We start from the raw sequence: 21,005 nt of genomic DNA, 5'->3' as shown, positions 1-21,005 counted from the left end.
TCCTTGTTAAACGCACGGATGACGCGCACGCCCACAATATTCTCGCGCAGCACCACGTTCATGCGGTCGATAAAGCCCTGTAGGCGCATAAAAATCGGCGCCGCGTTGGCAACCGTAAAGACCGCCGCCACCAGCACAATCGCAACGACTACGCCCAGGAGCGTGCCCATGGCGGGATCGATAAACCAGGCGAAGATGATGCCCGCCACAGCCAAAAACGGCACGGGCAGCACCAGCTGAATCGTCTGCAGAATCGCCTGCTGAATCACGTTGATGTCGTTGAGCGAGCGCGTGATCATCGATCCGGTGCCAAAGCGCTCAAAATCGCTGGCCGCGAGCTTGAGCGATTTGTCGTACACGGCATTGCGGATATCGCAAGCCACGTTGGCGGCCAGGCGCGCCGAAAGATAGCAGCCCAGCACCGTGCCGCCGCTAGCCATGCTGGTCGCGATAAACATGTATAGGCCGTTGCGTAAAATGTAGTCGACATCGCCCGTGGTAATACCGGTGTTGACCATGTTCGCCAGCATCGTGGGAACCAGCAGCGTACCGACGTTATCCACCAGCAGCACCAGCAGCGTCACTGCGACAAGCCCTCGATAGGGCTTCAAAAACCTCATTAGCAGTCGCACGACTCCCCCTCACCTTGATTCTCGGCTTGGCTCTCGGCAGCGATATGCTGCTTAAATGTCTCGCACTCCTCGCCGAGCACCTGAGAGAATTTGCCGATCAAGCGCATAATCTCGCGCTGCTCACACGGCTCAAGCGCGCCAAAGGCCCGCTGCTCGGCCTTGAGTGCCGGCAGCGCATAACGCTCGGCAAATCGCCTGCCCTCTTCGGTCAGGCTCACAACCTTGTTCTTACGACTGCCTTCGGCAAACTCCAACGTTGCGAAGCCCCGCGCCGTCAAGGTTTTAATTGCCGAGTTGATGGTCTGCTTGCTGTAGAACCATTCGCTTGTCAGACGGCTTACGGCAATACTGCCGCCCGCCGTGCTGGTATCGACGAGCATCCAGTAAGCGCAGTCCGAAAGGCCGCAGGCGCGCGAGAACTCCGAATAGATATGGTCGAGTCCATTGAGCAACCGGTCGAAGTCGACCAGCGCAACCGCACTATTCATCTATCCCACCATTCAATTGTCCGATTTTTGACCAATTTTGTGTCTCTAGATTAGTCCGAGTTTTGACTATCGTCAACAGGCTCTCCGCAAATGCGTGCACTTTTATGGCCTATCGGCAGAAAAAGACCGCCGGCGCGGGGGCGGCGCCAGCGGTCACGTGAAAATCGAGTTTTATTGCCTGTTAAGCGGCGACGGCTTCATAGACCGTAGCGCCCGAGAAGCTGTCATGCAGGCTCTTGCCGGCAATCCACGGCAGCTCGACGACCTCGCAGACCGTGTTGACCAGCTCGGAGCAGTCAGTAAAGTGGCCCTTGTCGTTGAGGGCCTCGCAATCCTGAACACGCCAATAGCCATCGGTGTGCGTGATGTAGTACTCGTGATCGTTGATCGACACGAAAGCGCGCGTCTTGGAACGCAGCAGCTTCAGAAATCCTTCGAAATCGGTCTCGACGACATCTCCAGCCTGGAACATGATGTTACCTCCTGGCCCGGCGCCACCACGGCGCATTGATAAACGTTGGTACTCCTTTAGTAAAACCTTTATCAGAGGTTATGCGTTCGTCATTTAGGCAAGTGGTAAAAAACCGCAGGGTAGACGGGATAAAACGTTTAACCATCCCATTTGTTTGTCACATTCTGAAGGTACTTTTATGCAAACCTACTTTCCCAATTGGAATCTATCCTTTTGGCCGGGCAATTGACCGTCTATCGTTTGAGCCCGACGGGTATGAACGGGGCATCTGCAACGCCACCGCAAGGAGACACCATGGAGACTATCGAAGCACTCATTCACCGCCGCAGCTGCCGCAACTACAGCGATCGTCCCGTCGAGGCCGAAAAGCTTGCACGTATTATCGAAGCCGGCCAATATGCACCGAGCGGCATGGGCCGCCAGCCGGTGACGTTTGTCGCCGTCACCGACCCCGCGACCGTCGAACGTCTCTCACAGCTCAACGCCCAGGTCATGGGCAGCAACGGCGACCCCTTCTATGGCGCCAAGACCGTTGTAGTGGTGCTGGTTGACCGCAGCGTGCCCACACATCTGGAAGACGGCTCGCTCGCCATGGGCAACTTGCTCAACGCCGCCTATGCACTGGGCGTTGATTCGTGCTGGATTCACCGCGCGCATGAGGTCTTTGACTCGCCCGAGGGCCTGGAGCTGCTGGCCAGCTGGGGCCTGCCCGCCGACGGCAGCCTGCGCGGTGTCGGTCACTGCATTCTGGGCTACGCCGAGGACACGCTACCCGAGGCAAAGCCGCGCCGCGACAACGTGGTGTACGTCAAGTAGCACAGGAGTGTCCCAAACTGCCGGCAGAAAAGGAACGTCCCCTTCTGCCGGCAAGCTATGTTGATATTTGAGTTGTCGTCGCTTCGCTTGTCTGGGTCGTTTCGGCGTCGTCGCCTTGCGTGTCTTCGTCCTTTTGCGCATCGGCGATGGTAGAGGCCGCCGCAACGATACCGCGCTGGGGCGCGACGCCCGTCTGGGCCTGAGCACCCTCGACAACTTCTGTACCTACATGCGCGAGCTCGGGCGATTTAAACATTGCGTCCAAGTTGGCGCCACCGCCAGCGTAGCCAAGCGCAGCGAGTGCGATGACGATCACTGCAACGGCGGCCACGATCGGCACGTAGCGATGCCAGCCGGCGGGATTGAGCCCGCTGCGGCGAGCCGCCCCGCGGCTGATGTAGCCGAGCGTTCCGTCGTGCTTGAGCTTTGAGCCCACCACGCGTTTGCGGCCCCACAGCGAGGACTCTGCCTGCATTGCCAAGCGGGCGCTTGCCGAAGGATAGCCGTATTTAGTGCGCTTGAACGAGCCATCAAACCCCGAGGCGTGTTTGCCCCACGTCACCGATGTCGTGCGTCGGTTAACCGGCGCGGCGCTCCGCCTTCTGCGGCTCGGTTTTGAAGTCTCAGCCATATGCCCTCGCACGCCGTAACCAAATCGAAACAATAACGCTTTGGACTGTAGCACACGCGTCGCGCGCGGTCACGGGCGCCTCGCTCAACGGTCATCGTCCTTCAGCAAGCGCCACAGCGTTGTACGGCTTATGCCCAGCACTTCCGCCGCACGGGTTCGGTTACCGTGGAGATGATCTACAACCAGATGCGCGATATCTCGCTCGGTATCGACCAGCGGTCGCAGGATATACAGGTCGCTTTCGAGCGTCGGGGCGCCAAAGGTTGCGGTCTTAATCACGTCCTCTTGGGCGAGCACTTCCTCCGCCACAGCGCGGTCCACCGTGCCCGCCCCCACCAATATATACAGTCGTTCCGAGACCTCGCGGAGCTGCAGATAATTGCGCGGCCAGCGGTAAGTATCGAGCGTCTTCGTCGCCGCGGCAGACAACGTGGGCGCTGCCGTCCCAAATGCATCAGCGAGATATTCCAAATAGCGCGCAACCTTCGTCGACGAGGCCCCCTGCTCGGCGATTGCCGGCGCCACGCTCACCGCACAGGCGAAGCGCTCGGTCACAAAGGCGGCTTGATCGCTTTCGCCGCCGCCCGGGATGTCATTCGTCGTCAGCACCACATGACAGCGCGTCGCCAACGCGGTGTCGGCCATCGTGGAGACCAGCTCGCGGAGGCGCTGGGGGCCAACCGCGTTCCAACCCTCAATGCAAAGGGTCAGCCCCGTTTGGAACAGCGGCGATTCGGCGCTTTTGAGCACATGGCGCCAACCGCGCTCGGTGAGCTCATCGAGCGCGACGGAAACAAAGGGTTGATCGGCAAAAGGGCCATCCAGATAGAGGCGCTTAGCGATCTCGACCTGACCCGCTCCCAGCTCGCCCTCGAGCATAAGGGGCACACCGCGCGCGTAGCTCTCGGCGACCGGTGCGGCCACCGCAGCGGCACCCTCAACGATGCCGTACGCGCTCGATTCGTAGCGGGCCTCAACCTCGTCGGCGTTGAGCCACTCGATGCCCGCATGCGCCGCGGCACCGCGCAACTCGCGGACCACGACGACCCAAAGGCCCCCGCCCTCTTTGTCGGTGGGGCGAACGGTCAGGCTCAGGCGCGTACCCTCACACCCCATAACCAGACGCGCGCCGTCTCCTATACGGTCGAGACGCTCAGCAACAAAAGCCGCCACATCCCGCTCAAGCGCCGCGTCATTCATGGTCGAGATCGCGACGTCCCCACGCGCATCGATCGCCAATGCCGAGGCCCCGGCAGCAGCCAGGGCCTCGGTCAAGATGTTCAGCTTGGCATCGCTATCCATGATTTGCCCCTGTCCGCGGCGACATGCAACCGCCGACGGTCGCACGACCGAGTGTTTCAAAATTGAACGATATTGCTCACCAAACACTATAGGGCAGAAAGCGCCGTCCTGCGAGTATAGGTGTTGCCCCGCATCGCCATCCTGGCGGGGCGATAAGAGCTCTTCGGGACCTATCAACCTGCGGACAAGCCATACCCGCAAGAGCTCCTATCGCTCCACCGTGAGAATGCGCTCACCAGCAACCAGCACGCAGATAAGCTGCTTCTCTACCAGATTCCCAGCACGTGCTGCATTCCCAAACTCATGCACGCAATGCCAATCCAGCAGCAAAAGCCCAATGCGATGGGCTTGCCGCCCTTTTTGACCAGCTCGACGATATCGGTATTAAAACCAATAGCCGCCATGGCCATCACAATAAAGAACTTCGACAGCTCCTTGATGGGTGCCGTAAAGGACGCGGGAAGCTGAAGCACCGTGGTGATTACACTCGCCAGCACAAAAAACAGTACAAACATGGGAAACGCGCGTTTAAGCGAGAACGTACTTTTGGCGTCGCCTCCGGCCTTGCGTGCCAGATGCATCTGCCAGCACGCGAGGACCAACGTGATGGGAATAATGGCCAGCGTCCTGGTGAGCTTGACCACCGTGGCGCTCTCGAGCACATTAGCGCCGGGATGCATGCTGTCCCAAGCGCTCGCCGCAGCCGTTACGGACGAGGTGTCGTTGATGGCGGTGCCGGCAAACAGGCCAAAGCCCTCGTTGGTCAACCCGAGCATGCCGCCGAGCGTCGGAAACACGAGCGCCGCGATAACGTTAAACAGGAAGATGACCGAAATGGCCTGGGCAATCTCGCGATCGTCGGCATCGATGACGGGCGCGGTCGCGGCGATGGCAGAACCGCCGCAAATCGACGAACCCACACCCACAAGCGTCGCGATCTTGCTCGGCACGTTCATGACGCGGCAGAGCACGAAGGCGATGACAAGCGAGGTCGAGATCGTCGCCACGATAATCGGCAGCGACTGGGCGCCCTTGGACAGAATCTGGGAGAGGTTCATGCCAAAGCCAAGCAGGATAACCGCGTACTGCAAGACTTTTTTGGACGTATAGGTGACGCCGGCGGCGAGCTGTTCGCGACGATTCTTGGGAAAGACGAGCGCCAGGACCATGCCAAAGAGGATGGCAAATACCGGCCCGCCGACCACCTCAATTTGTTTGCCGAGCAACGTCGCGGGGATAGCGATGATCAGGCAGAACAAGACGCCCTTCCAGCGCTCGCGTACGATATTCGCCAGTTGCATATGGGATTCCTTCTTTCTATTTCACGTTTGCGACGGCTTATGATACGGCAATATTGAGCACAGCCTTGCGCAAACACAAACTAAGATGCCGCAATAGTTCTCAGACACCAGCCGAATTACCCACCGCGGAAAGCTGATTCGCGGCATAATTAACAACTAACATATGAGTGTGATAGAACAGTTGCGAGGCGCTATGGAAGAATCGATGCACGTTGGCGAACAGGAAATGAGCCTACAGGACCAGTCCTACCACACCATTCGACGCAAAATCGTCTACCTGGACTACAAGCCGGGCGAAAAACTGGGCGTCAAGCAGCTTTGCGACGACTTGGATATGGGGCGCACCCCTGTGCGCGAGGCACTGGTGCGTCTGGCGCAAGAGGGCCTGGTGCGCACCGTACCCCAAAGCGGCACCTATGTCTCGCCCATCAACCTCACCCTTGCCGAAAGCGCCTGCTATATTCGCGAACACCTGGAAAAGCAGGTGATTGTGGAGTGCTGCGCCCGTGCCACCTCGGCAGGCATCGAGCAGCTCGATCGGGCCATCGCGCTGCAGGAAAAGGCCATGACCGAAGAGGACCGCATCGGATTCTTTTTGAGCGACAACCTCATGCACCGCATGATCTTTAGCATCGCGTGCCGCAGCACCGTGTGGTCATGGCTCGAGGAGACCAATGCCGACCTGGAGCGCTTCCGCTGGCTGCGTGCCGCCACGCAGACGCTCGACAATCAGGAGACTGTTAACGAGCACAAGCAAATCCGCCGCGCCATCGCCGGTCGCGATCCTATCGAGGCGAGCTTTTTGGTCAGCAAGCACCTGCACATGATGTTCCGCAACCAAACCGAGGTTCTGGACCAGTTCCCCGAGTACTTCGAGACCAGCAAGCTCCGCTAACCTGCCAAAAAGGGACAGGTTCATTTTGGCAGGTTTTATCTGGTCAAATGAAACAAGGCCCGACTCCGCCACAACGGAGCCGGGCCTTAGTTGTTAGAACGACGGAACTCGATTACTCGACAGTAACGCTTTTCGCCAGGTTGCGAGGTTGGTCAACGTCGCAACCGCGCAGGATGGCCACCTCGCGGGCGAGCAGCTGCAGCGGAACGCTCGCCGTGATGGGGCTGAACACGTCGCGGACTGCCGGCACGCGGATGATGCAGTCGGCGATCTTGTTGATCTCCTCGTCGCCCTCGGTGGCAACGACGATGACCTTGGCGCCGCGTGCCTTGCACTCCATAAGGTTCGACACGGTCTTGTCGTAGGTGGCGCTCTTGGTGGCCACGGCGATGACGGGGAAGCCCGGGTCGATCAGGGCAATGGGGCCGTGCTTCATCTCGCCGGCGGCGTAGGCCTCGGCGTGCAGGTAGCTGACCTCTTTGAGCTTGAGCGCGCCCTCGTAGGAAATAGCGGCACCCATGCCGCGACCCACGAACAGTGCGGACTGCGCGTCCTTGCACAGCAGGGCGGCCTCATGAACGGCCTCGGTTTGGGTATCCAAAATCCACTGGATCTGCTCGGCCGTATCGGAAAGCTCACGGAACAGCATGCGCGCCTGCTTGGTGGTCAAGCGGTACTTGACCTGCGCCAGCAGCAGAGCCAAAAGCGTGAGGCTCACAACCTGGCCGATAAAGCTCTTGGTCGAGGCGACCGCGATCTCCTTGTTGGCCTTGGTGTAGATGACGCCGTCGCTCTCACGCGCCACGGGGCTGCCCACCACGTTGGTGATGCCGAAGACCTTGGCGCCCTTGATGCGCGCGTCGCGGATGGCGGCGAGAGTGTCGGCCGTCTCGCCCGACTGGGACACGGCCACGACGAGCGTCGTCGGCGTAATGATGGGATTGCGATAGCGGAACTCGCTGGCCGCCTCCACCTCGGTGGGGATGCGAGCCCAGCCCTCAATAAGGTTCTTTGCGATGAGGCCGGCGTGATAGCTGGTGCCGCAGGCGATCACGTAGACACGGTCGATGTCGTTGAGCTCCTCGAGTGAAAGGCCCAGCTCGTCGATATCGAGCTCTCCAGCAGGCGTCATGCGGCCCACCAGCGTGTCGCGCACCACGCGCGGCTGCTCGTGGATTTCCTTGAGCATAAAGTCGGGATAACCGCCCTTTTCGGCCATGTCCAGGTCCCAGTCGATGTGGGTGACCTTGGGCTCGATAACGTTGCCGGCCTCGTCGGTGTACTCGACGCCCGCGGGTGTGAGCTTGGCAAACTGACCGTCCTCGAGCACCACGACATCGCGGGTTGCGTCGATGAGTGCGATGACGTCGGAGGCGACATAGGAGCCGGTTTCGCCCGCGCCGACTACGATCGGGGAATCCTTGCGGGCTACGGCGATCACGCCGGGCTCGTCAGCGCACACGGCGGCCAGACCATAGGCACCGACCACGTGGGTGCAAGCCTCGCGCACGGAGGCCATCAGGTCGTGCGTCTCGGCATAGGCCTCTTCGATCAGATGCGCGAAGACCTCGGTATCGGTCTCGCTCTTAAAGTGGTGGCCGCGGCCCTCCAGCTCTTCGCGCAGCTCGGCAAAGTTCTCGATGATGCCGTTGTGGACGATGGCGATACGACCGTCGCAGCTGGTGTGGGGGTGAGCGTTAACGACGGAGGGCTTGCCGTGGGTGGCCCAACGGGTGTGGCCGATACCGCAGGTAGCGTCGCTGTCAATGTTGGAAAGCTCGCTCTCCAGGCCCGCAACCTTGCCCACGCGGCGAATGACGTCGAGGTGCGCCGCGGCGCCCTCGCCCACCTCGAGCGCGACGCCCGAGGAGTCATAGCCGCGATACTCCATACGCTTGAGGCCTGTGACCAGGATGTTCTTTGCAATATCAGAGCCGGTGTAGCCGACAATTCCGCACATAGGATAAATCCCTTCGTCCGCTTGACCGTAAAACGTCCACGCACAAGGGGCGCTGAGACGTACAACGTTCGAGTATTGTACTCACGCAAACGCAAGCTGATATACCAGAAGTGGTATCTCAACTTAGATACCACCCGATGCACACATGCCCAGCCGGTCCAAACCGCCACAATGGGGACAGGCACCTTTGTGGTGGTCGCGCTGGCAACGGCGTTTCCCCAGATAAAACCTGCCAAAATAAACCTGTCCCTTTTTGGTAGGTTTGGGATGCTACAATCTGGCTTGTACTTGAAACGCATCAAAGGGGCCGCTATGGCAAAGGTAAAAATCAGCGACGTCGCGCGCGAGGCCGGGGTTTCGTTGGGCACGGTTTCCAACGCGCTCAACCACCCCGAAAAGCTGCGCCCCGAGACCCTCAAGCTCATCAACGAGACCATCAATCGCCTTGGCTACCTGCCCAACCAAAGCGCCCGTCAGCTCGCGGGCGGCGCCACCAAGTCCTTTGGCCTGGTGCTCCCCCGTCTCGATCACGGCTTTTCGCTCCAAATCGCCAGCGGCGCCCACAACGAGGCCCGCAAGCACGGCTACGACTTGCTCATCGCCAACGCCGATAACGACGATATTCTCCAGGACCATTACCTGCGCTACTTTATGGGCACCCAGATGTCCGGCGTCATGGTTCAGCCCATGGCGTCCCCCGACTGGCATCCGGCCATGACTAAAATGCCCGTGCCGATCGTCCATCTGGACATCCATTGCTCCGAGCCCGGCTACTACGTAGCGGCCGACAATGAGGCCCAGGGTCGCATCATTGCCGAACTTGCTATCGCCCGCGGCGCGCACCATATTGTCGTCGTCGGCCGAGCAGCATTTATGCAACTCACCCTGCGCGTCCTTGGCATTCATAAGGCGCTCGCCCTGCACCCCGATATCAAGATCGAAGTCATCGACGCCGGCGAATGGAATACCGCTGCCGACGGCTACGGCATCGGTGCCCAAATCGCCGAGCGCCCCGCGGACGAACGTCCCGATTTTGTCGTCGGCCTGACCGATGTGTTGGCCTCGGGCGTCGTTTCGGCACTGGTCGACAAGGGCATCTCCGTCCCCGGGCAAGTACGCGTGGCCGGATGCGACGGCAACCCGCTCGCTTGGAGCGGATCGGTCCCGCTCACTACGGTAGCGCCCCCGGGCTACGAGATTGGCCGCAAGGGTGTCCAACTGCTGATGGAGCAAATCGAGAACAAGGCCCCGGCAAAGATCAAGCATATCCGTGTCGGCTCCGCAGCGCGTACCGTCACCGCAGTCGCCGCCGAGGATATCAACCGCCAAGAACTGGTACGTCCGTTCCTACTGGAACGCGCCAGCACCCAGGCAAGCAGCCAGACCGACGCCACGGCCATCAACCTCGGTGCGTATCTATAGCACGCCCGCGAGTATGCTAAGTCGCCGCTTAAGCAAAAGGGGCCCGACCATTGCCGGACCCCTTTTGCTTAAGCGCAAACGTGAGCAATCGCTCGTTTCAACGCCGCAATTTTCTAGCGCACAGTCTTGATTGCCGCCGCCAGGTCGAACAACGTATTGAGCACGGCCTCGCAGCCATCCACCACGTCCTGCGGCAGCGGCACGATATCGGGGACGGCAAAGACATGGCAGCCGGCCGTAATGCCCGAGACGCAACCGTTGCGCGAATCCTCGACCACGGCACATTCCTCGGGAGCAAAGCCCGCGCGCTCGCAGGCGAGCAGATACATCTCGGGGTCGGGCTTGCCGTGCACGACGTCCTCGCCACACGTTACCGTTTCAAACTTGTCAAAGAGGCCAACCATCTTAAGGTTGCGCTCGGCCGTAACGAGGCGCGACGACGTCGCTAGACCCACGTGATAGCCCGCAGCCAGCAGCTCGTCTAGGCACTCGGCAGCGCCGGCCTTAAGCTCCAGCTCGGTCTTGACCATCTCGTCGCGAATCTCCTTGTGGCGGACATAGACCGCCTCGGTGGTTTCATGGCTGCCGTAATGCCTATCGAGGATGTCCATGACATCGGGCAGCGTGCGGCCGATAAACTGATGGATCAGCGCTTCATCAATCGCGAGCCCCAGCTCAGCGGCGCCTGCCTTCCAGGCCTTAATCCCCAAACGCTCGGTATCGACCAGCGTTCCGTCCATGTCAAAAATAACAGCCTTGATCATATCGGCCCCCTCACCGGATTGTGTTACTACCACTCTACCGCACTTACAAACTTGTATATAACGTATATAGCATATTGCACTTTCGTTACATAGATAGAAGACTTATGGCAAGTAACGCATTAGGATTATAGTTTTCGACCGAGTACTCAACGATAAGGATCGTTTCATGATTTTAGACACCACGGCACCCGCAGAGGAGCTTCAAGACAAGCTATCGGCGCTCGAACAGCTGCTTTTGGCATACGGGCGCGTGGCTATCGGGTTTTCCGGCGGCGTTGACAGCAGCTTTTTGGCCGCCGTATGCGCCCGCATCATGCCTACCAATACCCTCCTCGTCCATCTCACCACGCCACTCATCGGCACGCCCGAACAGGCTTCGTTTGAGCAGTCCGTTGATGGACAAGCCAATGAAGGGGCACATTTTAAGCTCCCCGTGCTCAATCTTTCGGTGGATCAGCTGCAGCTCCCCCAAGTAGCCTGCAACGATGCTAATCGCTGCTACCACTGCAAGCACGCCGGCTTTACCGCCATCGTCAACCACGCCAAGTCGCTCGGCTTTCCCACCGTCATCGATGGCAGCAATGCAAGCGATCGCGGTGACTACCGTCCCGGCATGCGCGCGGCAGAAGAGCTCGGCGTACGATCCCCTCTCATGGAGGTCGGCTTTACCAAGGACGAAGAGCGCGAGCTGCTGCGCGCATGGGGTTATCCCGTTTGGAACCTGCCGGCGGGAGCATGTCTTGCCACGCGCGTCCCCACGGGCGAGGAGCTTACGCGCGAGAAGGTCGATTTAATCCGCGCCTGCGAGGATTACCTGCACGATCTTGACTTGGCTCAGGTCCGCGCACGCCTGGTCGGCGGCTGCATGCATATCGAGGCCGCACCCGCAGATGTCGCCAAGATTGCCACCCTCGGCGGTGCCGCCGTCGACGACAAGGGCAAGACCCCGCTGCCCGCCGTTATCGAGTCCGCGCTGCGCGAGCTGGGCTGCGGCCATATCTCCCCCGAGGTCACCCCCTACATTCACGGTGCCATGAATCAGTAACCTGCCAATAAGGGACAGGTTTATTTTGGCAGGTTTTATCTGGGGAAATATCGCGAGACAATCGCCCCTCCAGCACCCATCTGGCCTCGAGAGACACTAGAGAGGCGACCCGGCTGCATCTACTTCTTCCGATATCGGCGGTTGCGGCTCGTCGATGAACCCATTACTTCGATGAGCCCTTTATCCGCCATTTTTGGCAGATGGTAGCGGACGGACGAATTGTGGCATTCCGTCTCTCTAAAACAAGGCGCTTATCTCTCTAACTTTAGAGAGATAAGCGCCTTGTTTTAGAGAGACATTAAGAGAGATGTATCGAATTCGCTGCTAGATTGCCTAATGCTATCTCTCTAACCAACCTTCTCTTTAGAGAGACATTTAGAGAGACGAGTGCGACCTCTCTAATCATGGGCTCCGCTCTTTAAGGTGCACACTTCCTAACCGTGCCCTAAGTTGCGGTGAAATAGTCCCCGATTAACCTGCCAAAATGGGACGGGTTTATTTCGGCAGGTTTTATCTTGGGAAACGCGAACAGGGCCGCGACACCTATATGGCGTCGCGGCCCTTTTCCTTGGAGAAGGATCGATTGATTGAGCGGGATGACCGTTCTAGTCTTCGAGTCCGCTATTAATGAGCTCCGCAATCTCAACGGGATCGGTGCTCGCGCGCACCTTGTCACGGAAGCCGGCGTCCATCAGCATCACGGCAGCCTTGGAGAGCAAGCGCAGGTGCGTGGTTCCTGCCTCGCCGGCAGGCACGTACAGCGCGAGCGCAACATCGACGGGCACACCATCGAAGCTCGGCCATTCAACGGGCTCGACCAGCTTAAGCACGGCAACGCCCGGCGTGTGGATAGCATCGCTTTTGGCATGTGGAACGGCAAAACCGGCGACAAGGCCAGTCTCGGCCTCGTTCTCGCGAGCCATGAAGGCAGTCTCTACGGCAGATGCGTCGTCAGCAAAGCCGAGCTCGACGGCCTGATCGGACAAATAATGCAGGGCATCCTCGCGCGAGGCGGCGGTATACCCTATCGTCACTTGGTTGGCAGATACAAATCCCATGGAAACCTTCCTTACAACACAGACCTGACCGCAGCTTCGATGCCGTCGGCGTCCAAACCGTACTTGTGCAGCAAATCGACCGCAGGGCCGGACTCGCCATACACATCGCGCACGCCGACGCGACGCATCGGCACCGGATACTGCTCTGCGAGCACCGAGGCAACGGCCTCGCCAAGACCGCCGATAATCGAATGCTCCTCGGCAGTGACCACGCGACCGGTCTTCTTGGCGCTGGCTACAACCAGGCGTTCGTCGAGCGGCTTGATCGTATGCATGTTGATGACCTCGGCATCGATGCCATCGGCAGCGAGCGCCTCGGCAGCCTCAAGCGCCTCGGCGACCATAAGGCCACAAGCGATGATGGTCACATCGGACCCCTCGCGCACGACCACGCCGCGACCAATCTTGAACTCATAGTCCTCGCAGTCGTTGATGACCGGTGTTGCCAGGCGGCCGAAGCGCATGTAAACCGGGCCCTCAAACTCATAGGCGGCGCGCACACAGGCACGAGCCTCGACGTCGTCGGCGGGAACGACCACCGTCATACCCGGAATCGTGCGCATGAGTGCGATATCCTCGCAGCACTGGTGCGTGGCGCCGTCCTCGCCCACCGAAATGCCGGCATGAGTAGCGCCAATCTTGACGTTGAGGTGCGGGTAGCCGATGGAATTGCGGACCTGCTCGTAGGCGCGACCGGCGGCAAACATCGCAAAGGTGCTCGCAAAAGCAACGCGGCCCGTGGTCGCGATGCCGGCGGCAAGACCCATCAGGTTGCTCTCGGCAATGCCGGCGTCGTAGAAGCGCTCAGGGTGCGCAGCCTTAAACTTACCGGTCTGCGTGGCGGCGGCCAGGTCGGCATCGAGAACCACAAAGTCATCGCGCTCATTGCCCAGCTCGACAAGTGCCTCGCCATAGCTAACGCGCGTAGCGACTTTCTTGACGTCTGCCATTAGAGCTCCTCCCCTGCTGCTGCGAGCTCGGCCATGGCCTGCTCAAACTGTTCATCGTTGGGTGCCTTGCCGTGCCAGCCCACCTGGTTTTCCATAAAGGAGACGCCCTTGCCCTTCACCGTCTCGGCGATAATGGCCACGGGCGAGTCGCTCACTTTGCGGGCCTCGGCAAAGGCGGCGGCAATCTGCGCCATGTCGTTACCGTCGGCGAGCTCGATCACATGCCACTTAAAGGCGCGGAACTTGTCAGCGAGCGGCATGGCCGAGTTGACTTCATCGATCGTGCCGTCAATCTGCAAGCCGTTGTGGTCGACGACGGCAACAAGATTGTCGAGCGCATGGTTGCCGGCGAACATGGCCGCCTCCCACACCTGGCCTTCCTCGCACTCACCGTCGCCCAGCAACGTGTAGACACGGTAGCCGTCGCCCCAGTGCTTAGCGGCAAGCGCCATTCCAACTGCAGCAGAGATGCCCTGACCGAGCGATCCGGTGGACATATCGATGCCAGGGGCGTCGTTCATGTTGGGATGGCCCTGCAGTCGGCTGCCAATATGACGGAGCGTCTCGAGCTCTTCGACGGGAAAATAGCCGCGATTTGCCAACACCGAATACAGGCCCGGCGCCGCGTGACCCTTGGAGAGCACAAAGCGATCGCGATCGGCCTTGTGAGGGTCGGCAGGATCGATATTCATTTCCTCAAAGTACAGATACGTCATGATGTCGGCAGCACCGAGCGATCCACCCGGGTGTCCCGACTTGGCCGCGTGAACCGCAGTCACGACACCCTTCCTGACCTCATTGGCGACCTTCGCCAGCTCCTGGTTGGTCATACGAATTCCTCTCTTGAGAACAACCCCGGCACCGGATGACGCGATGCCGGGGCAATCCACTCGTTAAGCCTGAGCGACGACCTTCTGCCAGTCAGCCTCAAAAGAGGCGAGGCCCTGGTCGGTCAGCGGATGATGCAGGCACTTCTTGAGAGCGGCCATGGGCACGGTCGCAATATCGGCACCGAGTAGCGCGGCCTGGGTCACGTGGTTGGGCGTACGAACCGAGGCGGTGATGATCTCGACGGTGTCGTCGACGTTCTTGCCCGTCCAGTCGTAGTTCTTAATGCAGGTCACGACGTTGTCGAGCTGCGAGATACCGTCCTCGGCGATGTCATCGAAACGACCGACAAACGGGCTGATGTAGCGAGCACCGGCATTGGCGGCCATAAGGGCCTGCGTCGGCGAGAAGACGAGCGTCATGTTGACGCGCACGCCAGCATCGGCCAGTGCACGGCAGGCGGCAAGGCCGGCCTCGCACACGGGAAGCTTGACCACGATGTTGGGGGCGAGGGCGGCAAGGCGCTTGCCCTCCTCGATCATACCCTCGGCAGTGGTAGCGGTAGACTCGGCGGAAACGGGCAGGCCCTCGCAGAGCTCGGCAATCTTGAGCATATGCGGCTCAAAGTCGGCAAGCTTGCCGCCGGTCTTGGCGTACAGGGACGGGTTGGTGGTAACACCGGCCAGGCAGCCCCAGCTCTTGGCCTCGGCGATCTCGTCCAGATTGGCGGTATCGATAAAGAACTTCATGGTGCAAACTCCTTCGAAGGAATCCAAAACTCAAAAAATAGGACAAAGGGGATGTCCCTTTGTCCTATGTGCCGGGCCTGCGGCTGGGACATGCCCCAGGCCCGGCGTCGTGTAGGAAAAGCTACTTAGTCCTCGAGAGCCTTCTCGATGCGGCTCGTGACGCCCTTGAGGTTAAGACCGACGACGTACTGCTTGATCGGGCGCTTGATGTGCTCGATCACAAAGCGCTTGCCGTCGATGTCCTGGGCAGCGAGGTTGCGATAGAGCTTCTCGACCTGCTCCTTAACCTCGGGATCGTTGAACGCATAGTGGCCGGAGACATCCAGGATCTTCAGGCTGAGCTCATCGTCGGCAAGGATGTCATCGACCTGCAGGTTGACGTCGTCGCCAGTCATCCACTTGCGCCAGCGCTCGGTCTTGATAGCCTTGACCAGCAGGGTGTGATACAGGTCGGAGGGGTCATCGCACAGACCGTTGTCGACCAGGATCTGCTCGGTGGCGCAGAGCTTGAGGTAGGCGCGGGTCTCCTCGGTGCCATACTGCGGAGCGACGTTGGAGGCGGTCACGTGTGCCGGGATGTGCTCGAGCAGCGTCGCGTCGTCCAGATAGTCGGCGTTGTGCTCCTTCAGGCCCACGCCATAGCGCTTGGCCATATCGGCAAGCTCGCGGGCGTTCTTGAAGTTGTAGTGACCGACCTGCTCCGTCCAGCGGGTAAGGGTGCCGGTCTGGCCGACGATAAAGGTGGGCATGGGGCAGCCGCGCTTCTCGAGCTCGGGCTGCAGCTGAGAAATGAACTCCTCGTACTTATCGGTAGAGGTCAAGCCGCCATTGGTCTCCTCGGTACCGACCTCATAGGCGACCTCGGGCAGGTTATGCTCGCGACGGTACTGCTCAAGGTAGTCGATAAGATCGATCGTGCGGCGAAGCACCACGTCGAGCGGAATAACCTTGCCGATCTGATAGGGGTCCTTGGTGGGGTCGACCATCAGCAGGTCAAAGCCCGCCTCCATGTCGGCGACGAAGGACTTGCGGGCGAGCTCCATGGCCTCGTCCTCGGGCAGGTGGGCGTTACGCTCCTCGTCGCGCTGCCACGGACCGCCGTGATCGCGGCACAGGTAGTACGGACCGGTGTAACCCACCTCGTCGGCAACCTTCTTGATGTCGGCGGCAAAGCGCGTCTGGTCCCAACCGTTGACGTAGCCGGCGCCCATCTCGTCCATATCGACCTGGTTGCGGCTGGCGATAAACATGGGCGGGAAATCCTCGTCCTTGGCAAGCTCGAACACGGCCTGAATCAGGTTGGGGCTCATGGGGCCAATGCCGACCATGGTTGCGTGATCGCCGCTATCCTGCAGCTTGAGCATGCCCTGAACGGCCTGACGGATGGTGAGGTTGGACATTTTGTTCTCCTTCTCCAGAGGATTTTTGACAAAAGTTCCCTGGGACCCAGATGTGGGCCCTATCAGTACGGATGGATTTTGTTGTGTAGGGGCGGTTGTGCGGAGTCAAATCCATCCCTCCGCACAACCGGAGTCCTTAAAGGTTTACTTGGCCTGCTTATCGAGCGTGGGCTTCATGGCAATCAGGATTGCAGCGGCGACCACGGCGCCAATCACGATGTCCAGGCAGAACAGCGCGACGTTGTTGGTGGCAAGGGCGACGATAAAGCCACCGTGCGGGACGTAGCAGTCGATGCCCTGGAAGGCGGCAAGTGCCGCACCCACGGCAGAGCCGATGCAAATGCCGGGCAGGGTGTGACCGAGGTCCTTGACCGCGAAGGGGATAGCACCCTCGGTAATACCGATGCAGCCCATGAACAGCGCGGAGATGCCCATCTGGCGGTCAGCGTCATCGAACTTGTTCTTGGCGATGAGCGCAGCGAGGCCACAGGCGATCGGGGGAACGGCGACGGCGACGCGGAACATACCGTTAGGACCGTAGATACCGGAGGCCATGATGGCCATGGTGAAGGTCGAGGCGGTCTTGTTGATGGGGCCACCCATATCGAAGGCGGTCATAACGCCAATGACCAGACCCAGGACAACTGCGGAACCGCCCTGCAGGCTGCCGAGCACGCCGGTGAGCCAGTCCATCACAAAGCCAAGCGGCGTGGCCAGGATGTAGATATAGGCCATGCCCAGGACAAGCGAGGTCAGAATCGGGATGATCAGGATGGGCATGATGGTCTGGATGGTGTTGTTGACCTTCCAGGTCTTCATCCAGCGGACAAAGTAGCCGCAGATGACCGCCATGATCATGGCGCCCAAGAAGCCGGTCGAAACGCTGTTGCCGTTAGGGGTAACGACTGCGTTATTGACCAGGTAGCCCAGGACAAAACCGGGGGCGAGCGCGGGCTTGCCGGCCATCGAGTAGGAGATGTATGCCGCAAGCACCGGGATCATCATGGAGATGCCGGCCATGCCGATGGTGTTAAGGCTCACCATCAGCGGGTTCGTAACCTCCATGCCGTTGGCGCCGGCGGTACCGGATGCCAGCGAGAAGGCAAGAAACACGCCGCCGATAACGACGATGGGGATAAAATAGGAAACGCCGGTATTGAATGCATTGAGCAGCGTCTTGCCAGGATCGGCAAAGATAGACTGCTTGGACGCCGGTGTCGGGGCCTGCGGGGCAGCGGAGACGGCCTTCTTCTCTGCCTTGGCCTCGGCCTTGGGCGCGTCAACGGCGCCACCCGTCGCCTTGATGATCTCAATGGCCTGGTCGATGATCTTTACCGGATCGGCGATTACATCAGAGGTGCCGACCTTCAGGAACTTGCCCTCGGCCATCTTCTGCTCAAAACGGTCCTCGGTCTCGACACCCACGTCGACGGACTCCAGGACCAGGTCGGCGGAGTCCACGTCTTCCTGCGTGAGCTCATTCTCGATACCCAGGCCACCCTGAGCCTCGACCTTGCACTCGATGCCACGGGCGGCGCATTCATCCTGAATCGCCTTCTGGGCCATATACGTGTGGGCGATACCCACAGTACAGGCGGCAACGCCTACGATCTTCATTGCTTCCCTCTTTTCATAGAGTTGCGTGCGCAAGACACCGTTTGCGGAGGCCTCCGGAGCATCCCCTGCCGTTTGGACTTGCTGTCTTTTCGACAAGAACAATATAGGTGCTCGTTTTTCTTAATGCCAGCTTATTTCGGTAAACGCGCAGGTCAGAGCGTTGGTTATGCGATTTAGTTATGCGTTTAACCAAAAATGAATCCTGCGATTTTGCCCTCGATTTCAAAAGTCAAGAAGTATTTGATTTTCTCGGTAGACGGCAGATGCGCATGCCGGTCACAAATTTCGACCCCACCCGTATGCCGCATTTGTTGCATACTCATATGAAAGGAAAAAGCCGCTCACCGAAGCGTATCCTTCACCAAGACTCAAAGTCATCATGTTGGAAAATGCTCATCTGTCGGAAGGAGTCGCTGTGGCAAAACAGCGCGTTACGATCGCAGACGTCGCTCGAGAGGCGGGAACCTCGACGGCAAGCGTCTCGTATTACCTCAACGACAAACGAGAAAAGCTTAGCGAGAAGACGCAGAACAAAATCGCGCGCGTCATTAAGGAACTCGGATACGTTCCCAACGCCCAAGCGCAGACGCTCACCGGCAAGCAAACCCACGTCATTGCCATCATCATTTTGGATAACACCAACAAATGGGCGGGGCTCGTTCTCAATGGCATGGAGCAGGTCATGCTCCCCGCGGGCTACCAGACGGTCGTTTGCACGAGCAACTTTAACCCCGAGACCGAGCTCATGTACGTCGACAAGATGCTCTCGCTGGGCGTCGATGGCTTTATCATCCAGCCCACGGCAAACTTCAAAGCCGTGCATGACCGCATTAGACGCGCCGGCAAGCCGGTCGTCTTTTTCGATGCGGCCATCTATAGCCCAGGTACCAGCTGGATCAAAACCAACCTTTACGACGGCGTGTACAACGCCACACAGGCACTCCTCGACGCCGGCTACGAAGATTTCTTTTCCATTGCCGCCAACATGACCGAAATGCGCACCCGCATGGAGCGTTTTCAGGGGTATGCCGAGGCGCTGGCAGCGAACGGGCAGCTCTACAAAGCGATTCCCATCGATCACAACAAGCCGTCAATCAACGAGCTCACTGAATACTTTAAATTCAAGTTCAATCCCGCCAAGCGAACCCTTATCTTCGTGCAAAATCAGTGGGCACTTCCCCGTGTCTACAAGGCCCTCCAGCCAATGGCCCATCTGCTTCCGCAGCAAATCGGCCTTTTGGGACTCAACTGCGAAGACTGGACTAATCTCACCACACCGACCGTCTCCACCATCATCGAGCCCGTCGACCAAGAAGGTCGCGAAGCAGCCGAGATGCTGCTCGCCCTACTTGACGGAAGCAGCGAACCCGGCGAGCAGCGCATTCTCGAGTGCAAGCTCAACTGGCTCGACTCCACCTCGATCTAGACCGCGGGACAAATGAATCAGTAGCGTTTGTCTCAAATCTTAAGTATTTGTTCGACAGAACGGCCCTTGCCGGCTCCTGCTAGACTGGTAGATTCCCAACCGTCCATCCAGGAGCCTCAATGTCGCGCAAGTCCACCTACAAGCAAGTACTTTCCATCGGCACCGCCGTGGTGCTGGGGTTTGCGCTGTTTACGGGATCGCTCGACGGAGCGCCCAAGCTGCTGTCGCCGCAAAGCGATGAACAGGCGGCGGCTCTGGCCGAAAAACAAAACGAGAGTCCCAGCCGCACCGACGACGAGGCGGACCTGGTCGCCCGGCTCGAATCGGGAACAGCGAGTTCCTCTGACTCTCAAAATAGCCAAGACTCTGGCGATGGCTCCGATTCCGCCGCAACCGACACCGGTGGCGGCGCTTCCGCGAACAGCGCCGCCACCCCCATCGACGAGGTCGAAAACCCCGACCTCAACCGCGCCCGCGGTGTTTATCTCAGCAGCATTCCCGACTATGCCGGCAACCCCTACGTTGCCCTTCGCGCCGACAGCACGCACCCGCTCGGCACACCATCATTCACGCTCGATGAATACGAGCGCGCTACAGAAGAGGGCTGCTTTAAGAAGTTCTCCAAGCTCGACAGCCTGGGCCGCACCCGCAAAGCACTCGCCTGCGTGGGCCCCGAATCACTCGGTCAAGGCGAGCGCGGCGATATCTCGCGTATCCATCCTGCCGGTTGGCACCAGCAGCGCTACGACTTTATTCCGGGCCAGAGCCTCTACAACCGCTGCCACCTTATCGCCTGGTCGCTCTGCGACGAAAACGCCAACCGCAAAAATCTCCTCACCGGCACGCGCTATCTCAACGAAACGGGCATGCTGCCGTTTGAGGAGCAGATTCTCGGCTACATCCGCGACACGGGCAACCATGTGCTCTACCGCGTCACGCCCATGTATAACGAAGAGGAACTTGTCTGCCGCGGTGTGCGCCTTGAGGCGCAATCGGTCGAGGACCACGGCAAGACCCTGTGCTTCCACGTGTACTGCTATAACCTACAGCCGCACGTTCAGATCGACTACGTCACCGGCCGCAACCAGGCCTCGGGGAACTAGCCCCAAGCCACGACAAGAACCGATTTGCAACCCCACCGGGGACCAAAAAGGGCCGCCCTGGATTGCCCAGAGCAGCCCTTGCATCGGCATGCATGTTGCAGGCAAAGTCCCACGCTACTTGGCGCGGCCCTCCTCATAGCGCTCCA

At 59.6% G+C, this 21,005-nt stretch carries 20 protein-coding genes; 6 read left to right on the top strand and 14 right to left on the bottom strand.

The annotated features are described in order from the left end of the window. The 3 genes from AB5164_RS06750 to AB5164_RS06740 form a co-directional block, all read right to left on the bottom strand. The coding region (locus tag AB5164_RS06750; protein ID WP_368147915.1) for an ABC transporter transmembrane domain-containing protein at positions 1 to 620 on the bottom strand (620 nt) is incomplete at its 3' end. Further along, a complete protein-coding gene (locus AB5164_RS06745) occupies positions 620 to 1,120 on the bottom strand; it encodes a MarR family winged helix-turn-helix transcriptional regulator (protein WP_368143143.1) in 501 nt (166 codons plus the stop codon). The genes AB5164_RS06750 and AB5164_RS06745, both read right to left, overlap by 1 nt. A gap of 181 nt (positions 1,121 to 1,301) precedes the next feature. After that, positions 1,302 to 1,592, bottom strand: a complete 291-nt coding sequence (locus AB5164_RS06740) for a hypothetical protein (protein ID WP_006235631.1) — start codon at positions 1,590 to 1,592, stop codon at positions 1,302 to 1,304. 294 nt (positions 1,593 to 1,886) lie between these two features. On the opposite strand from AB5164_RS06740, the gene AB5164_RS06735 reads away from it, so the two are divergent. Beyond that, entirely contained in the window at positions 1,887 to 2,408 is a 522-nt protein-coding gene (locus AB5164_RS06735) for a nitroreductase family protein (RefSeq protein WP_368143144.1), read from the top strand. Between the two features lie 55 nt (positions 2,409 to 2,463). Here AB5164_RS06735 and AB5164_RS06730 read toward each other — a convergent pair whose 3' ends face one another. From AB5164_RS06730 to AB5164_RS06720, 3 genes are all read right to left on the bottom strand, one after another. Beyond that, positions 2,464 to 3,039: a hypothetical protein gene (locus tag AB5164_RS06730; RefSeq protein WP_368143145.1), complete on the bottom strand. Its 576-nt coding sequence runs from the start codon at positions 3,037 to 3,039 to the stop codon at positions 2,464 to 2,466. Between the two features lie 84 nt (positions 3,040 to 3,123). After that, positions 3,124 to 4,341 (bottom strand): helix-turn-helix domain-containing protein, encoded by a 1,218-nt coding sequence (locus AB5164_RS06725; RefSeq protein WP_368143146.1) that lies wholly within the window; start codon positions 4,339 to 4,341, stop codon positions 3,124 to 3,126. 266 nt (positions 4,342 to 4,607) lie between these two features. Beyond that, positions 4,608 to 5,642, bottom strand: coding sequence for a YeiH family protein (locus AB5164_RS06720; protein ID WP_117848569.1), 1,035 nt, complete (start codon positions 5,640 to 5,642; stop codon positions 4,608 to 4,610). A 193-nt stretch (positions 5,643 to 5,835) separates the two neighbouring features. On the opposite strand from AB5164_RS06720, the gene AB5164_RS06715 reads away from it, so the two are divergent. After that, entirely contained in the window at positions 5,836 to 6,537 is a 702-nt protein-coding gene (locus AB5164_RS06715) for a GntR family transcriptional regulator (RefSeq protein WP_368147914.1), read from the top strand. Positions 6,538 to 6,649: 112 nt separating this feature from the next. Here the strand turns inward: AB5164_RS06715 and glmS are convergent, their stop codons facing one another. Beyond that, positions 6,650 to 8,497 (bottom strand): glutamine--fructose-6-phosphate transaminase (isomerizing), encoded by a 1,848-nt coding sequence (gene glmS / locus AB5164_RS06710; RefSeq protein WP_368143277.1) that lies wholly within the window; start codon positions 8,495 to 8,497, stop codon positions 6,650 to 6,652. Positions 8,498 to 8,809: 312 nt separating this feature from the next. Between glmS and AB5164_RS06705 the strand changes: the two genes are divergently transcribed. Then, on the top strand, positions 8,810 to 9,919 hold the full coding sequence (locus tag AB5164_RS06705; protein WP_368143278.1) for a LacI family DNA-binding transcriptional regulator: 1,110 nt from the start codon (positions 8,810 to 8,812) through the stop codon (positions 9,917 to 9,919). A 113-nt stretch (positions 9,920 to 10,032) separates the two neighbouring features. Here AB5164_RS06705 and AB5164_RS06700 read toward each other — a convergent pair whose 3' ends face one another. After that, positions 10,033 to 10,683 carry an HAD family hydrolase gene (locus AB5164_RS06700; RefSeq protein ID WP_368143279.1) on the bottom strand — a complete coding sequence of 217 codons (651 nt, stop codon included), beginning with the start codon at positions 10,681 to 10,683 and terminating at the stop codon, positions 10,033 to 10,035. A gap of 166 nt (positions 10,684 to 10,849) precedes the next feature. Here AB5164_RS06700 and larE point away from each other — a divergent pair, with 166 nt between their 5' ends. Beyond that, positions 10,850 to 11,728 carry an ATP-dependent sacrificial sulfur transferase LarE gene (gene larE / locus AB5164_RS06695; protein WP_368147912.1) on the top strand — a complete coding sequence of 293 codons (879 nt, stop codon included), beginning with the start codon at positions 10,850 to 10,852 and terminating at the stop codon, positions 11,726 to 11,728. Between the two features lie 605 nt (positions 11,729 to 12,333). Here larE and AB5164_RS06690 read toward each other — a convergent pair. From AB5164_RS06690 to AB5164_RS06665, 6 genes are all read right to left on the bottom strand, one after another. Further along, the gene (locus AB5164_RS06690; RefSeq protein WP_117746490.1) at positions 12,334 to 12,786 is read right to left on the bottom strand and encodes a PTS sugar transporter subunit IIA; all 453 of its coding nucleotides are present in this window, start codon (positions 12,784 to 12,786) and stop codon (positions 12,334 to 12,336) included. 11 nt (positions 12,787 to 12,797) lie between these two features. Continuing rightward, on the bottom strand, positions 12,798 to 13,736 hold the full coding sequence (locus tag AB5164_RS06685) for a transketolase family protein (RefSeq protein WP_006235618.1): 939 nt from the start codon (positions 13,734 to 13,736) through the stop codon (positions 12,798 to 12,800). Continuing rightward, on the bottom strand, positions 13,736 to 14,566 hold the full coding sequence (locus AB5164_RS06680; protein ID WP_117746489.1) for a transketolase: 831 nt from the start codon (positions 14,564 to 14,566) through the stop codon (positions 13,736 to 13,738). The genes AB5164_RS06685 and AB5164_RS06680 overlap by 1 nt, the downstream gene beginning before the upstream one ends. A gap of 63 nt (positions 14,567 to 14,629) precedes the next feature. Further along, on the bottom strand, positions 14,630 to 15,313 hold the full coding sequence (gene fsa, locus AB5164_RS06675) for a fructose-6-phosphate aldolase (RefSeq protein WP_006235616.1): 684 nt from the start codon (positions 15,311 to 15,313) through the stop codon (positions 14,630 to 14,632). A 125-nt stretch (positions 15,314 to 15,438) separates the two neighbouring features. Further along, positions 15,439 to 16,713 (bottom strand): class II D-tagatose-bisphosphate aldolase non-catalytic subunit, encoded by a 1,275-nt coding sequence (locus AB5164_RS06670; protein WP_006235615.1) that lies wholly within the window; start codon positions 16,711 to 16,713, stop codon positions 15,439 to 15,441. Between the two features lie 144 nt (positions 16,714 to 16,857). Next, positions 16,858 to 18,330 carry a PTS fructose transporter subunit IIC gene (locus AB5164_RS06665; protein WP_368143112.1) on the bottom strand — a complete coding sequence of 491 codons (1,473 nt, stop codon included), beginning with the start codon at positions 18,328 to 18,330 and terminating at the stop codon, positions 16,858 to 16,860. A gap of 415 nt (positions 18,331 to 18,745) precedes the next feature. On the opposite strand from AB5164_RS06665, the gene AB5164_RS06660 reads away from it, so the two are divergent. Next, entirely contained in the window at positions 18,746 to 19,756 is a 1,011-nt protein-coding gene (locus tag AB5164_RS06660; protein WP_040359542.1) for a LacI family DNA-binding transcriptional regulator, read from the top strand. Between the two features lie 119 nt (positions 19,757 to 19,875). Further along, positions 19,876 to 20,859 (top strand): DNA/RNA non-specific endonuclease, encoded by a 984-nt coding sequence (locus AB5164_RS06655; protein WP_368143113.1) that lies wholly within the window; start codon positions 19,876 to 19,878, stop codon positions 20,857 to 20,859. Positions 20,860 to 21,005: the final 146 nt, after the last annotated feature.

Origin of the sequence: Collinsella aerofaciens, assembly GCF_040915425.1 — a bacterium.
Lineage (GTDB): Bacteria > Actinomycetota > Coriobacteriia > Coriobacteriales > Coriobacteriaceae > Collinsella > Collinsella aerofaciens_BW.
Note: the sequence above shows the minus strand (reverse complement) of the source record. Positions and strands in the feature narration are given on the sequence as shown.

Coding starts and splice junctions, on each gene's coding strand:
- glmS (WP_368143277.1), bottom strand. CDS start 8,497: ATGTGCGGAATTGTCGGCTACACCGGCTCTGATATTGCAAAGAACATC.
- AB5164_RS06680 (WP_117746489.1), bottom strand. CDS start 14,566: ATGACCAACCAGGAGCTGGCGAAGGTCGCCAATGAGGTCAGGAAGGGT.
- AB5164_RS06685 (WP_006235618.1), bottom strand. CDS start 13,736: ATGGCAGACGTCAAGAAAGTCGCTACGCGCGTTAGCTATGGCGAGGCA.
- AB5164_RS06715 (WP_368147914.1), top strand. CDS start 5,836: ATGGAAGAATCGATGCACGTTGGCGAACAGGAAATGAGCCTACAGGAC.
- AB5164_RS06740 (WP_006235631.1), bottom strand. CDS start 1,592: ATGTTCCAGGCTGGAGATGTCGTCGAGACCGATTTCGAAGGATTTCTG.
- AB5164_RS06700 (WP_368143279.1), bottom strand. CDS start 10,683: ATGATCAAGGCTGTTATTTTTGACATGGACGGAACGCTGGTCGATACC.
- AB5164_RS06725 (WP_368143146.1), bottom strand. CDS start 4,341: ATGGATAGCGATGCCAAGCTGAACATCTTGACCGAGGCCCTGGCTGCT.
- larE (WP_368147912.1), top strand. CDS start 10,850: ATGATTTTAGACACCACGGCACCCGCAGAGGAGCTTCAAGACAAGCTA.
- AB5164_RS06655 (WP_368143113.1), top strand. CDS start 19,876: ATGTCGCGCAAGTCCACCTACAAGCAAGTACTTTCCATCGGCACCGCC.
- AB5164_RS06670 (WP_006235615.1), bottom strand. CDS start 16,713: ATGTCCAACCTCACCATCCGTCAGGCCGTTCAGGGCATGCTCAAGCTG.
- AB5164_RS06665 (WP_368143112.1), bottom strand. CDS start 18,330: ATGAAGATCGTAGGCGTTGCCGCCTGTACTGTGGGTATCGCCCACACG.
- AB5164_RS06690 (WP_117746490.1), bottom strand. CDS start 12,786: ATGGGATTTGTATCTGCCAACCAAGTGACGATAGGGTATACCGCCGCC.
- AB5164_RS06735 (WP_368143144.1), top strand. CDS start 1,887: ATGGAGACTATCGAAGCACTCATTCACCGCCGCAGCTGCCGCAACTAC.
- AB5164_RS06745 (WP_368143143.1), bottom strand. CDS start 1,120: ATGAATAGTGCGGTTGCGCTGGTCGACTTCGACCGGTTGCTCAATGGA.
- AB5164_RS06705 (WP_368143278.1), top strand. CDS start 8,810: ATGGCAAAGGTAAAAATCAGCGACGTCGCGCGCGAGGCCGGGGTTTCG.
- AB5164_RS06730 (WP_368143145.1), bottom strand. CDS start 3,039: ATGGCTGAGACTTCAAAACCGAGCCGCAGAAGGCGGAGCGCCGCGCCG.
- fsa (WP_006235616.1), bottom strand. CDS start 15,313: ATGAAGTTCTTTATCGATACCGCCAATCTGGACGAGATCGCCGAGGCC.
- AB5164_RS06720 (WP_117848569.1), bottom strand. CDS start 5,642: ATGCAACTGGCGAATATCGTACGCGAGCGCTGGAAGGGCGTCTTGTTC.